This window comes from Archangium gephyra (genome assembly GCF_049060025.1).
GTDB lineage: Bacteria > Myxococcota > Myxococcia > Myxococcales > Myxococcaceae > Archangium > Archangium gephyra_A.
In genome coordinates, this window is sequence record NZ_JBMEQQ010000002.1 from 10,120,917 (window position 1) to 10,132,980 (window position 12,064).

Genomic DNA, 12,064 nt, shown 5'->3' on the forward strand with positions numbered 1-12,064 from the left:
CGCGCACGCAAAACCTGCACTCCGGAATCCTCATTTCCGGGGGCGAGCTCCTGGCCTGGGAATTGAAGTCGCCCCGGTCATGGAACGCGCGGCGGACAGAGCGGAGGGAGGTGGCCTGGGCGCCAGGTCCTGGCTGCTCATCGCCCTGGGCGCGTGCGTGGGGATCGCCGTCGGTATCGGGGCCTTCACCTTCACCTACGCCAAGGGCTACGCGTACCTCACCAATGATCCGGCCGCCTGCGCCAACTGCCACGTCATGCGCGAGCAGTACGACGGCTGGATGAAGTCGAGCCACCACGCGGTGGCCACCTGCAACGACTGCCACACGCCGCCGGGCCTGGTGGGCAAGTACGCGACCAAGGCGTCCAATGGCTTCTGGCACTCGTTCTATTTCACCACCGGCGACTTCCACGAGCCCATCCAGATCCGCCCCGGCAACCGGGTGGTGACGGAGCAGGCGTGCCGGAAGTGCCACAGCGAGATGGTGGAGGCCCTGGAGGCCCCCCATGGCGCTGAAGAGACCTCGTGCCTTCGCTGCCACAACTCGGTGGGCCATCCATGAGCAATCCAATGACACGTCCAGAGCCTGGGGCCGAGCCGCGGAGCCGCAAGATGCGGCTCGTCCTCCTCACGGCCCTCGTTTCGGCCGCGGGAGCGGTGGCGGCCACGGCCCTGCTGGTGAACATCTCCGAGCGCAAGCAGGAGGCGCGCAACCCCTTCTACCGCGTCGTCGAGGCTCACGGACGAGACGGTGGACCCCGCCGTTCTGGGGCAAGAACTTCCCGCTGCAGTACGACGACTACAAGCGCACGGTGGACCAGGTGCGCACGAAGTACGGCGGGAGCGAGGCGGTGCCGCACACGCCCACCGAGGCGGACCCGCGCTCGGTGGTGGCCCAGTCGCGCATCGAGGAGGACCCGCGGCTGAAGACGATGTGGGCCGGCTATGCCTTCGCCGTGGACTTCCGCGAGGAGCGCGGCCACGCGTACATGCTGGATGACCAGACGTACACGGAGCGGCAGCACGTGGTGAAGCAGCCGGGCACCTGCATGCACTGCCACGGCTCCGTCTACGTGCCCTACAAGAAGCTGGGGGACGGGGACCTCATCAAGGGCTTCGAGAAGATGAACCAGATGCCCTACACCGAGGCGCGCAAGCTGGTGGAGCACCCGGTGACGTGCATCGACTGCCATGACCCCGGGACGATGGCGCTGCGGGTGACGCGCCCCGGCTTCATCGAGGGCATGCGCGCACTCAAGGCGGGGCAGGGCGTTGCCAACTACGACGTCAATTCCCAGGCAACGCGCCAGGAGATGCGCTCGTACGTCTGCGGCCAGTGCCACGTGGAGTACTACTTCCAGGGCAAGGAGAAGCGGCTCGTCTACCCGTGGGCCAAGGGCCTGAACGTGGACGACATCATGGCCTACTACGAGGAGAACGGGCACAAGGACTGGGTTCACGCCGAGACGGGTGCGCCGGTGCTCAAGGCCCAGCACCCCGAGTTCGAGATGTACAACCAGGGCATCCACGCCCGCTCGGGGGTGGCGTGCGCCGACTGCCACATGGCCTACAAGCGCGAGGGGGCGATGAAGATCACCGACCACCACGTGCGCAGCCCGCTGCTCAACATCAACCGTTCCTGCCAGACGTGCCACAAGTGGTCCGAGCAGGAGCTGTTGGGCCGCGTGGAGACCATCCAGGCGCGCAACCAGAAGCTGCGTGGGACGGCCATGGACGCGCTGGTGGACCTCATCCAGGACATGAAGGCGCGCAAGCTGGCGGGCGCCACCGACCTGGAGCTGGCCGAGGCCCGGGGCTTCCAGCGCAAGGCCCAGTTCTACCTGGACTTCGTGGAGGCGGAGAACTCCAGCGGCTTCCATGCCCCGCAGGAGGCGGCCCGCATCCTCGGTGATTCCATCAACTACTCGCGGCTCGGCCAGAAGGCGCTGAGCAAGCAACAGGCAGTGCCACAGCAGGACGCTCGCAAGAGTGAGTGAGACCACCCCATGAGTTCCTTCGTACTTCGTTCCACCGGCCGCGTGAAGGCGGCCCTGCTCGCCGCCGTGACGCTGCTCGCGCCCGCGGCTTCCCGGGCGGCCGCGCCCGCGCCGTACTCGCTCCCGTGGCAGCTACGCCCCACGGCGGCGCTCAATGTCGTGCGCTCCGACACGGCCTTCGCCCTGAGCCAACCCGTGGAGGGCGAGCAGAACCTCACCGACGCCTTCATGCTGCTCGCCTCCTACAAGGTGCTGCCCCAGTTGGCGCCCTTCGTCCGCTTCGGAGCGGTGCACCACAACCCGGCCAGGGGCCGCTCCGGCACCTCCTTCGTGAACCCGGCTCTGGGCGCCACCTACGCGATTCCGTTCAACGAGTCGCTGCGGCTGGCCCTCTTCCTGGGCTTCACCGTGCCGGTGGGCATGTCCGGTGGCAACGAGCCGGACGCCGCCGTGGCCACCGCCACACGCTCGGGTGTGCTGGCCCGCTCCGCCATGGACAACGCCATGTTCGCGGTGAATGACTTCACCGTGTTCCCCGGCGTGGGCCTCTCCTATGTCTCCGGAGGCTTCACCGCCCAGGTGGAGGCCACCGTCCTCCAGCTCACCCGCGTGCGCGGCGAGGCCGTGCAGCCGGACGCCTCGCGGACGAACTTCACCTCCGGCCTGCATCTCGGCTACTTCGTGCTCCCGGTGATGTCGCTCGGCGGCGAGGTGCGCTACCAGCGCTGGCTCTCCACTCCCGCCAGCGTCACCTCGCCCGAGCTGCGCGACAACCTCACCGTGGCCATCGGCCCCCGCTTCCACATCAAGCTGAAGGATGGCCCCACGCTGCGCCCGGGTCTGGCCTACGCCTTCGCGCTCGATGCGCCGATGTCGAAGCAGAAGTACTCCATCCTCCAGCTCGACATCCCCATCGCCTTCTAGGCGGGCCCCGTGCCCTGATTGTCCGCGCTCAGCCAGGAGATGGCCTCGCCCAGGTCGTTGTAGAACACCCGGTAGTTCCCCGCGCCAAACGCAAGCCGGGAGAGATAGGCCAGACGGCTGTTGGGGACGAGCAGCGCGACCCGTACTCCCATCTTGTGGATCTCCTCGCTGAGCTGTTGCTGCACCAGCGTCAGTTCCACCGTGGGCGGCTCCATCTCCAGCGCGTCGTAGAGGACCTTCCGGCGCGCCGTGTCCTGGAGGAGGACGAGGACGCGCTCCTGGGTTTCCCTGAGCAAGGCCTCGGTGGGCTCGCCGCGAAACCGCGCGATGACGATGCCGCCACTCAGCTCCACCCATACGCTTCCTTTCACTCGGGCCCTCTCTCTCCCACTGGTTGGTGCCGTGCTCGGCTCGCGGTGACGATAGAGATGCGCCGGGGGTAGATGTGTGCCGGCCCGCGGGGATGTTGGTTGAAAGACGGACAAACCCTGAACGGCGGTGTTCCACCCTGCAATCCGCGTTTCCACCGGTAGTTGCGACAGATGGGAGAACGCGGTGCTGGCACGATCGACACTCAGCATCTCGATAGGAGTGTGAGCGTCATGGGCCAGGCGATCCGGAAGCGCAACAACGTGCAGGTGCTCGGCAACGGCCCGGACACCCTCATCTTCGCCCATGGCTTCGGTTCCGAGCAGAGCGCCTGGCGGCATCAGGTGAAGGCCTTCCAGGACCGCTACCGCATCATCCTCTTCGACCATGTGGGGTGCGGCGGATCCGACTTCAACGCCTACAGCCCGCACCGCTACAGCGGTGTCCACGCCTACGCCGAGGATCTCCTCGAGCTGTGTGAGGAGCTGAAGCTCTCCGACATCATCTTCGTGGGCCACTCCTTCAGTGGCATGGTGGGCACGCTGGCGGCGATGGTGGAGCCCCGGCGCTTCCGCCAGCTCGTCTTCGTCAAGTCGACGCCCCGGCTGCTCGACGATCCGGAGTCGGGCTACGTGGGGGGCTTCACCCGGGCGGAGCTCGACGCGTTCTTCGCCGCCATGTCCTCCAGCTATTACGCCTGGGCGAGCGGCTTCGCGCCCCTGGCCATGGGCAACCCCGAGCGGCCCGAGCTGGGCCAGGAGTTCGCCCGCACCCTGTCCTCCATGCGGCCGGACATCGCCCTGGCCATCGCCCGGATGATCTTCCAGTACGACCACCGGTTGGATCTGCCGCGCCTGAAGGTGCCCACGCTCATCATCCACTCCGGGGAGGATCTCGCCGTCCCCAACCCGGTGGGTGAGTACATGGCGAGGCGCATCCCGCTCGCGAGGATGACCACCATCAACGCGAGCGGGCACCTGCCCCACCTGAGCGCGCCCGAGGCGGTGAACCGCGCCATCGACAGCTACCTCCACGCCGCGGCGGCATGAAGCTCGGGCCGTCCCCCACCTTTCGAACCGGCCCGCGAGGTGTCAGCCGGTGGCCTGCGTGGTGCTGGCGCCGAGCCTCGGCGGCCTGGAGCAGGACGGGCCAGAAGTGCTCGGCCATGCGCTGGTAGCCCGTGTCCGAGGGGTGGAAGCCATCGCCGCAGAAGTAGTCGGTGCTGCCCGGCAGCTCCTGGAGGCTGGGGCCGTGGAGGTCCACGCCGTGGAGGCGATGGCGGGCCACCACGCGGGCCACCGCCTCGTTGAAGGAGGCGATGCGCTCGGAGATGAGCTGGACGGGCAGGAAGTGCGTCGCCAGCCGCGCGATGGGGGCGAGCGACATGTCCGGCAGGTTGGCCAGCACCACCGGGGCGCCCGTGGCCACGAGGCCGCGTGCGAGCTGGTCGAGGTTGGACTCGAACTGGTCGGGCTCCACGCCGCGCCACAGGTCATTGATGCCCACCGCGAGGGTCACCACGTGGGGGCGGGAGCGGGTGGCCTTGGGGAGCTGTCCGGAGAGGACGGTGGCGCTGGTGGCGCCGCTCACGCCGAGGTTGAGCAGGCCCACACCCGGGCGGGTGCGGCGCAGGCGTTGGAAGAGGTGTTCGACGTAGCCACCACTGCGCGAGCCCACTCCGACGGCGGAGGAGTCACCCAGGGCCACGTATCTCAGGGAGAGTGCGCTCATGAGGGACTCTCCATAGCGGCCAGGAGCCGGCTTCGCAGGGTCGTTTGCCTGCCCGCTCCGCTGGCGGAAAGTGGAGCCCCCGGACGGAGGGCCGGATGTGCTCTATTCCGGTGCGATGACACGTCCGTCGATTGCCTTCCTGGGACTTGGCTCGGCGCTGCCGGAGCGGGTCCGCACCAGTGCCGACCCCATCTTCGATCGCATCCGCGAGGCCGCCCGGGCGCAGGGGCTGTCCGAGGCCTCGCTCTTCTACGGCAACCGGGAGCACCGGTGCCTCGGCCCGGACGAGTCGCTGGCCTCCCTCACGGCGAAGGCGGGGCGTGCGGCGCTGGAGGACGCGGGCGTGCGGCCGGAGCAGGTGGACCGGCTCTACGGCTACGTCTCCGTGTCCGAGTTCGTCTCACCCAACGCGCTGTACCAGGTGCACCGGGAGGTAGGACTGGGCTCGCACGCGCTGGTGGTGCCGGTGCAGGCCGACTTCGGCAACTTCGTCATGGGCACGGTGCTGGCCTGGGAGGCGATGCTGGCGGGGCACTCGGAGCGGGCGCTCGTGACGGTGGGGGCGGGGTGGACGCGCAACGTGGACTACGCGCAGGGCCACGCCTTCGGCATCGGGGATGGAGCGGGCGCGGCCGTGCTCGGCGCCGGGGAGCGGCTCGTCCTGGTGGACTACGCCGCGGACACCTTCAGTGACGAGTACGGGGCCATGACGATGCGCTCCCGCCCCGAGTCCGGCTTCCAGACCCCCGTGTACGGGCTCGAGCCCTCCCGGGGCGTGCAGGCCTTCCTGAACACCGGCATGGAGGGCCCGCCGAGGCTCGTCGAGCGGCTGCTGCGCAAGCACGGCCTCACCGGGGACGACATCACCCTCGTGTCACACCAGGCCACGCGCAAGCTGCTGGACCACTGGAACGAGAAGATCCGCCCGCGCGAGTACCTGCACACGCTCGAGGACTGCGGCAACATGGTGATTGCCTCCATCCCCGTCACCCTGGCCCGCCACCACCGCGAGCTGCGCACGAAGTACCTCGTGCTCTTCGGTATCGGCATCGGCGCGCACCAGGTGGCGCTCCTGGTGCGCGTGTAGGGCGGGCGCTACGGGCCGCGCTCCTGGAGGCGTTGCTGCATCCGCTGCATGCGCTCCTGCCTCCGCTTCTCGCGCTCCTCGCGCCGGCCCTCCCGCTCGGCCTTCCTCAGAATCTTCTCCATCTTCATCTTCCCGTCCTGCCGGGCCATGAAGATGGCCAGTTGCGCCCGCTTCTGCGGCGGCAGGTCCTTGGCGAGTGCCTGGTACATGTCACGGTCCAACGCCGTGAGCTGCGTCCGCGCGTCGAACACCCGCTGGACGGCCTGGTCCACCTGCGCCTGGGACTGTGTGTCTCCCCGCGCCGCCTGCCTCAGCACCCGCGCGGACTCCTGCACCTGCTCGAGCAGGGGCCGCCGGCGCTCGTCGAACTGGCGCATCGTGTCCGCCATCTTCAGCGCCTGGGACTCCTGCAGCTCCAGCTCCTCGGCCAGTCCCACCACCCGCATCAGGCGTGTCTGTCGCTCCGCCCGCTCCACGGCTTCCTTCGCCTCCGGCGTCTGGGCCAGCGACACCAGGGGAAGCAGGCTCAGGGTCAGCACCGCCAGTCGAAACGGCTTCATCACAGCGACTCTCCAGGGTTCGGGTACACGAAGACATCGTCCAGCTCGGAGTCCAGGAACTCGTCGGACTCGAGCTCCTCCAGGTCCGCCTCGGCCAGGTCGAGCGCGTCGGCCAGCGGGTCCGCCAGCGCCCACTGCTCCAGCGTGAAGGCGTCCTCCTCGGGCGGGCGGGTGGCGGGTTCCACCTGGGCGGTGGACGGGGGAGGCGTGGCCGCACGGCGTTGCATGACGGGCCCCAGCACCAGCAGCACCACGGCGGCCGCCGCCATCAGCGCTCCGGCGGTCCGCATCCGCGCCGCCTGTTGGACCTGTGCCCCGCGCCAGGCGCCTGGCGTCGTCCGAGGCAATGCCGCCATCACGGCCTGCTCCCGCGCGGACGGAGGGGGGAGCGCGGCCAGGCCGAGGACCTCGTGATTCGCCTCCGCCTCCGAGCGGCATGCGGCACAGGCGTCCAGGTGCGCGCGCACCCGCGCCTCCTCCTCGGGCTCCAGCGCTCCCGCGGCGAAGAGGGTCAGCAGCTCGTCTTGGTCCTGGCACGGCGCCATCAGCGTTCCTCCCCGGGCAACTCCGCCACCTGCGCCCGGAGGCGCTTCACGGCGTGATGAAAGTTCACCTTCGCGTTCGTCTCGGTGATGCCGAGCGTCTCGGCGATCTCCCGGAAGCCCAACCCACCGTCCACCCGGAGCGTCAGCACCTCGCGCTGGCGGCGGGGCAGGGTGAGCACCGCCGCACGGACCTGTTGCTCCCGCTCGCTCCTCTCCAGCGCCTCTTGCGCGGACTCTTCCGGGGCCTCGGGCTCTGGCTGGTGCACGGCCCGGAGCCAGCGCCTTCCCTGGCGGGCATGGTTCTTCGCCAGGTTGAGCGCGATGCGGATGAGCCAGGCCCGGAAGGGAGCGGGGCCCGAGGGGCTCCAGCGCGAGAAGACACGGCGCGAGGCTTCCAGGGCTCGCAGGAAGGCCTGCTGGGCGAGGTCCGCCGCGTCCTCGGGCCGGGCCGTGTAGCGCCGCAGGAGGGAGAAGATGAGGGCCCGGTGCCGCTCCACCAGCGTGCCGAAGGCCGCCTCGTCACCGGCCAGGAAGGCACGGCAGAGCGCCTCGTCACTCGGCTCGGTGGCGGCCTCCGCCAGCGCCGGGGATGTCTCCAGGGCCTTCACGCCTCCTACAAACCCCGGAGCCGGCGAAAAGTTAAAGGGGGTTTTTTCGGCGGACGTCCAGGTACCCCGATGTCGTTCTGGGAAGTAGGGAGGAGCACCCTACTTGAGAGGTTAGAAAAAGGTTCGCATCGCCGGGGTGTTCCGCTATTCTGTGCGGCGTGGGTCTGGGGGCTCACGGACTGCCCGGGTGGGCGAGGAGTGTGCAGATGGCAGAGATGATCGGGGGCGACATTGGCACGCAGATCCTGAATGCCGTTCAGGGTCTGGGTGTCCGGATGGACAGGTTCGAAGCGCGCATGGACGGGCTGGAAGCGCGACTGGGTGGGGAGGTCCAGCGACTGGGCGGGGAGGTTCAGCGACTGGGCGGGGAGGTTCAAAAATTGGGCGGGGAGGTTCAGCGACTGGGCGGGGAGGTTCAAAAATTGGGCGGGGAGGTACTGCATCTGCGCGAGGACTTCCGGCGGATGCTCGCGGACATGCAAGAGGGGTTTCGCAGGCTGAATGCCCAAGACGAGCTCACGGCGGGCGCGGTGGTCATGATGGCCGCGGTGCTGCGCCGGCCGACGGACCTCGGCGAGGATCTCGAGAAGCGCCTGCAAGAGCTTCCCGACACACTGACCTCGCTCATGCATCGGGCTCGCCTGCCTGCTCCACTCCGGAGGTCGCCCCCGGGCAGGTTGCCGCCCCCATCCTCCGGCTGTCACAATGGAGGGGCTCACCGGGGGGTTCGCATCATGGCAACGGAAAACGCGGCCGCACGCATCAAGGGAAGTGTGCTCATCACCCGCATCAATCTGCTGAGGAAGCAGGGCGGGGCAGGGCGTCTCCAACAGGTGCTCCAGCGGCTGCCTCCCGCCGATCGCAAGGTTCTCGAGGGCGTCATCATGCCCATCGGCTGGTACCCCCTGGAACTCAACCTCCGCCTCGACATGGCCATCGCCGATGCGCTCTCGCCCAGGGACCGCGACAAGGCCTTCGTCGAGATGGGCCGCGCCTCCGCCGAGGAGAACCTCAACGGCCCCCACCACGTGTTCATCCGCAAGGGGGATCCGCACTTCCTCCTCAGCCACGCGCCGGAGATCTACCGCCTCTATTACGCGGTGGGGAACCGCTCCTACGAGAAGACAGGGCCGCGCGGTGGCGTGCTGCGCACCGTGGGCGCCGAGAGTGTCACCGAGGCCGACTGTTTCACCATCATCGGCTGGTACGAGCGCGCCATCGAGATGAGCGGTGGCCGCGACGTGCGCATCCAGCACTCCAAATGCCGCGCCCGCGGCAACGGTCACTGCGAGTACCACTGCGCCTGGGAGGCCTAGGCGCCCGCCGCCGGCAGCGGGTGCTCGCTCAGGTAGCGCAGCACGTCGTCCAGGTGCTTGTAGACGCGCATCTCGTGGCGGATGACGGACTCGACCCGGCCGTCCGGGCCGATGATGTAGGTGACACGCCGGTCCACGTTCAGCACGGGCCAGAGCACGTCATACGCCTTGCTGATGGTGCGCCCCTCGTCACCCAGCAACGAGAAGTGGATGTCCTCCTTCTCGGCGAACTCGCACTGCGTCTTCACCGTGTCCACCGACACGCCCACCAACTCCGCGCCGAGCGCCTGAATCCGCTCGTGGTTGTCCCGGAAGTGGCGCGTCTCCTCGGTGCAGCCGATGGTGAAGGCCTTGGGGAAGAAGAAGAGCACCACCCGGCGGCCTCTCAGGGCTGAGAGCGAGAAGGTGCGTCCCCAACAGTCGGTGCCGGTGAAGTCCGGGGCGGATTGTCCCACGTCGAGCATCTTCTTTTCGGCCTCCTGACGCCGGACTCCCCTAGCATGCTTCCCGCCGATAAGCCCTCGCTCACCCAACACAGAGCCTCTCCCGTGGCCCTCCCGACCGCAGTTCCGTTGACGTCCTCCTTTCTTGACCCTCTCGCCCGAGGACTCGGCGTCACCCGGGTGGCACGGGTGACCGGGTTGGACCGGGCCGGGGTGGAGGTGGCTGCCGCGGTGCGTCCAGGCGGCTACGTGCTCCAGGTGTGCAATGGCAAGGGCCTGGATTTCCAGGCCGCGTCGGCCGGGGCCCTCCTGGAGACGGCCGAGCTGTGGGCCGCGGAGAACGTCCCCCTGGAGCGGCTCGTCTGGGGCTCGATGGATGGGCTGGAGGCCCGGGGGCGTGCCGTCTGGGGCGCCGAGGAACTGGGCACCCGGGGCGGCGTGGTCATCTCCCGGCTGTGGAGCCGCGAGATGCGCTATGCGTGGTGCGAGGCCACCGAGCTGCAGTCCGGGCAATCCGTGCTCGTCCTCGCGCAGGGGGTGTACTGCCCGCCCTCGGGGGCTCCGGCGCTCGGCCCGGTGAGCGTGCAGTGGACGAGCAACGGCTCGGGCGCGCACCCCGAGCGGGCCCGGGCGCTCCTGCATGCGCTGCTGGAGGCCACGGAGCGGGACCAGCTCGCGCGCATCCTCCCGGACGGCTGGTCGGAGGAGGTGCTCCGCACGCGCATGCTGCGCCCCGGAGGACTCGAGCAGGGCGCGCCCCGGACGGCGGCGCTCGTGCGGGCCCTGGAGGAGCGGGGCTTCGCCGTCCACCTCTTCGATCTCACGCCCCCCGAGCGGACGCGCGGTGCCGCGGACCTGCCCGTGGGCGGGGCGCTGCTCGTGGACCGCGAGGAGGGGCCGGTGCCCCTGGCGGCCGGGTACGCCTGCGGACTGGGAAAGGACCAGGCCCTGCTCGGCGCCCTGCTGGAGGCGGCCCAGTCCCGCCTGACGGACATCCACGGTGCGCGCGAGGACGTGGCCGCGGGAGACCGCGAGGCCACCCTGGCCCTGGCGGCCGCCTGTGCGCAGGTCCGCCCGCGGCGGGCCGTGGAGTCCATGCCCGATGTCTCCGATGAGGTGTCCTCGCCGGAGGAAGCGGTGCGCGAAGTGCTGGTCCGGCTCGGCAAGGCGGGCTTCCGCCGGGCCGCCGCCGTCGAGCTGGAAGCCCCTCTCCCCGGACTCCACGTGGTGCGCGTGGTGGTGCCGGGCCTGCGCGTCTCGGAGCTGCTGTGAAACGACGTTCAGCCCCCTTCCGTCCCGAAGACCTCATCGTCTTCCTCGGCCCCTCGATGCCGGAGGAAGAGGCCCGGGCCCTGGCGCCCTGCCGGGTGCTGCCTCCTGCCCGCCAGGGGGATGTGTGGCGCGCCCTCTCGCTGCGTCCGAGGGCCATTGCCCTGGTGGACGGCGTCTTCGAGGCGCAGCCCTCCGTCTGGCACCACGAGCTGCTGGCGGCGCTGGATGCCGGGGTGGCGGTGTTCGGCGGAGGCAGCATGGGCGCGCTGCGCGCGGCGGAGCTCGCGGTGCACGGCGTGGTCGGCGTGGGCCACATCTTCGAGGCGTACCGCCGGGGCGAGCTGGTGGATGACGCCGAGGTGGCGCTGCTCCACGCGGACGAGGAGCACGGCTTCCGGCCCCTCACGGTGCCGCTCGTCAACGTGCGTCACGCGGCCCGCAAGGCGCAGGAAGCGCGCGTGCTGGCGCCTCGCGAGGCCCAGGCGCTGGTGGACGCGGCGGCGGCGCTCTTCTACCAGGATAGAACCTGGCCCCGGATGCTGGCGGCCGTGGGCGAGGCGTGGCGTCCGGACACCCGGGCGAAGTGGGACGCGTGGGCCGCCGGGGGCTTCGAGGATCTCAAACGCGAGGATGCCCGCGCCTGCCTCCAGGCCGCCTCGGCCTTCCTCGCCTCGGGAGCACGCCTCCCCGTGAGAACGCGGACGGGCCGGGCGCCCCCCTCGTCGTACGTGCGCCGCCGCCGCCTCGTGGAGGGCCTGTGCGTGACGGAGGAGGCCCTCGTGTCCTCGGAGGAGGTGCTCTCGGAGTTGCGCGCCGCCCCCGACGCGAGGGAGCTGGCGGAGGCGGGCCTGCGGCGGGCGCTGCTCGCGGGCCAGGCGCGGTCGCTCGGCCTGCTTCCCACGGCCGAGGAGGTGGCGCAGGCCGAGGCGGAGTGGTGGGAGGGCCTGGGCCTGCCGCCGCGGGAGCGCGAGGCGTACCTCGCCACCTGCGGCCTGGACGCGCACGAGGTGCGGCGGCTGTGCGAGGAGCGGGCCCTGGAGCAGCTCATGCTCGAGCACGCGTCGCGGGTGCTGCCGGACGGGCCCTCGTGGGACGAGGCGCTCGCCACGGAGGCGCGCCTGAGGGGACGCTGGGGGGAGGAGGCCCGGCGGCTCGGGGCTCCGCAGCCGCCTCCGAAGCCACGTCGGCGCAAGCGGTGAGCTGGGAGCGGGC

General features: G+C 70.1%; 14 protein-coding genes. 8 read left to right on the top strand and 6 right to left on the bottom strand.

The window, feature by feature from the left end; genetic code table 11:
- The first annotated feature begins 79 nt into the window (after positions 1-79).
- The 3 genes from nrfH (at position 80) to ACN28I_RS44200 (ending at position 2,921) form a co-directional block, all read left to right on the top strand.
- Entirely contained in the window at positions 80-562 is a 483-nt protein-coding gene (gene nrfH, locus ACN28I_RS44190) for a cytochrome c nitrite reductase small subunit (RefSeq protein WP_420947886.1), read from the top strand.
- Between the two features lie 259 nt (positions 563-821).
- A complete protein-coding gene (locus ACN28I_RS44195; protein ID WP_420947887.1) occupies positions 822-1,997 on the top strand; it encodes an ammonia-forming cytochrome c nitrite reductase subunit c552 in 1,176 nt (391 codons plus the stop codon).
- A gap of 9 nt (positions 1,998-2,006) precedes the next feature.
- Positions 2,007-2,921 (top strand): hypothetical protein, encoded by a 915-nt coding sequence (locus tag ACN28I_RS44200; RefSeq protein ID WP_420947888.1) that lies wholly within the window; start codon positions 2,007-2,009, stop codon positions 2,919-2,921.
- Here ACN28I_RS44200 and ACN28I_RS44205 read toward each other — a convergent pair.
- Positions 2,918-3,292: an STAS/SEC14 domain-containing protein gene (locus ACN28I_RS44205; protein ID WP_420947889.1), complete on the bottom strand. Its 375-nt coding sequence runs from the start codon at positions 3,290-3,292 to the stop codon at positions 2,918-2,920. The two genes, ACN28I_RS44200 and ACN28I_RS44205, sit on opposite strands and share 4 nt — an antisense overlap.
- Before the next feature lie 231 nt (positions 3,293-3,523).
- Here ACN28I_RS44205 and ACN28I_RS44210 point away from each other — a divergent pair, with 231 nt between their 5' ends.
- Positions 3,524-4,339, top strand: coding sequence for an alpha/beta fold hydrolase (locus ACN28I_RS44210; RefSeq protein ID WP_420947890.1), 816 nt, complete (start codon positions 3,524-3,526; stop codon positions 4,337-4,339).
- On the opposite strand, the gene ACN28I_RS44215 is transcribed toward ACN28I_RS44210, so the two are convergent.
- Positions 4,251-5,021: an SGNH/GDSL hydrolase family protein gene (locus ACN28I_RS44215; protein WP_420947891.1), complete on the bottom strand. Its 771-nt coding sequence runs from the start codon at positions 5,019-5,021 to the stop codon at positions 4,251-4,253. The two genes, ACN28I_RS44210 and ACN28I_RS44215, sit on opposite strands and share 89 nt — an antisense overlap.
- Positions 5,022-5,118: 97 nt before the next feature.
- Here ACN28I_RS44215 and ACN28I_RS44220 point away from each other — a divergent pair, with 97 nt between their 5' ends.
- Entirely contained in the window at positions 5,119-6,108 is a 990-nt protein-coding gene (locus ACN28I_RS44220; RefSeq protein WP_420947892.1) for a 3-oxoacyl-[acyl-carrier-protein] synthase III C-terminal domain-containing protein, read from the top strand.
- An 8-nt stretch (positions 6,109-6,116) separates the two neighbouring features.
- Here the strand turns inward: ACN28I_RS44220 and ACN28I_RS44225 are convergent, their stop codons facing one another.
- The 3 genes from ACN28I_RS44225 to ACN28I_RS44235 are packed head-to-tail and all read right to left on the bottom strand — an operon-like array spanning position 6,117 to position 7,812.
- Positions 6,117-6,668, bottom strand: a complete 552-nt coding sequence (locus ACN28I_RS44225; protein WP_420947893.1) for a hypothetical protein — start codon at positions 6,666-6,668, stop codon at positions 6,117-6,119.
- Positions 6,668-7,213, bottom strand: a complete 546-nt coding sequence (locus tag ACN28I_RS44230; RefSeq protein ID WP_420947894.1) for an anti-sigma factor family protein — start codon at positions 7,211-7,213, stop codon at positions 6,668-6,670. The genes ACN28I_RS44225 and ACN28I_RS44230 overlap by 1 nt, the downstream gene beginning before the upstream one ends.
- Positions 7,213-7,812, bottom strand: a complete 600-nt coding sequence (locus ACN28I_RS44235; RefSeq protein WP_420948833.1) for an RNA polymerase sigma factor — start codon at positions 7,810-7,812, stop codon at positions 7,213-7,215. Before ACN28I_RS44235 ends, ACN28I_RS44230 begins: the two co-directional genes overlap by 1 nt.
- A 743-nt stretch (positions 7,813-8,555) precedes the next feature.
- Between ACN28I_RS44235 and ACN28I_RS44240 the strand changes: the two genes are divergently transcribed.
- Positions 8,556-9,137 carry a TIGR02265 family protein gene (locus ACN28I_RS44240; RefSeq protein ID WP_420947895.1) on the top strand — a complete coding sequence of 194 codons (582 nt, stop codon included), beginning with the start codon at positions 8,556-8,558 and terminating at the stop codon, positions 9,135-9,137.
- Here ACN28I_RS44240 and ACN28I_RS44245 read toward each other — a convergent pair.
- Positions 9,134-9,601 carry a peroxiredoxin gene (locus tag ACN28I_RS44245; protein ID WP_420947896.1) on the bottom strand — a complete coding sequence of 156 codons (468 nt, stop codon included), beginning with the start codon at positions 9,599-9,601 and terminating at the stop codon, positions 9,134-9,136. The genes ACN28I_RS44240 and ACN28I_RS44245 overlap by 4 nt on opposite strands.
- Positions 9,602-9,685: 84 nt before the next feature.
- Between ACN28I_RS44245 and ACN28I_RS44250 the strand changes: the two genes are divergently transcribed.
- Positions 9,686-10,852, top strand: coding sequence for a YcaO-like family protein (locus ACN28I_RS44250; RefSeq protein ID WP_420947897.1), 1,167 nt, complete (start codon positions 9,686-9,688; stop codon positions 10,850-10,852).
- On the top strand, positions 10,849-12,051 hold the full coding sequence (locus tag ACN28I_RS44255) for a TfuA-like protein (RefSeq protein WP_420947898.1): 1,203 nt from the start codon (positions 10,849-10,851) through the stop codon (positions 12,049-12,051). Before ACN28I_RS44250 ends, ACN28I_RS44255 begins: the two co-directional genes overlap by 4 nt.
- Positions 12,052-12,064: the final 13 nt, after the last annotated feature.

Coding starts and splice junctions, on each gene's coding strand:
- nrfH (WP_420947886.1), top strand. CDS start 80: ATGGAACGCGCGGCGGACAGAGCGGAGGGAGGTGGCCTGGGCGCCAGG.
- ACN28I_RS44200 (WP_420947888.1), top strand. CDS start 2,007: ATGAGTTCCTTCGTACTTCGTTCCACCGGCCGCGTGAAGGCGGCCCTG.
- ACN28I_RS44210 (WP_420947890.1), top strand. CDS start 3,524: ATGGGCCAGGCGATCCGGAAGCGCAACAACGTGCAGGTGCTCGGCAAC.
- ACN28I_RS44215 (WP_420947891.1), bottom strand. CDS start 5,021: ATGAGCGCACTCTCCCTGAGATACGTGGCCCTGGGTGACTCCTCCGCC.
- ACN28I_RS44225 (WP_420947893.1), bottom strand. CDS start 6,668: ATGAAGCCGTTTCGACTGGCGGTGCTGACCCTGAGCCTGCTTCCCCTG.
- ACN28I_RS44230 (WP_420947894.1), bottom strand. CDS start 7,213: ATGGCGCCGTGCCAGGACCAAGACGAGCTGCTGACCCTCTTCGCCGCG.
- ACN28I_RS44240 (WP_420947895.1), top strand. CDS start 8,556: ATGGCAACGGAAAACGCGGCCGCACGCATCAAGGGAAGTGTGCTCATC.
- ACN28I_RS44245 (WP_420947896.1), bottom strand. CDS start 9,601: ATGCTCGACGTGGGACAATCCGCCCCGGACTTCACCGGCACCGACTGT.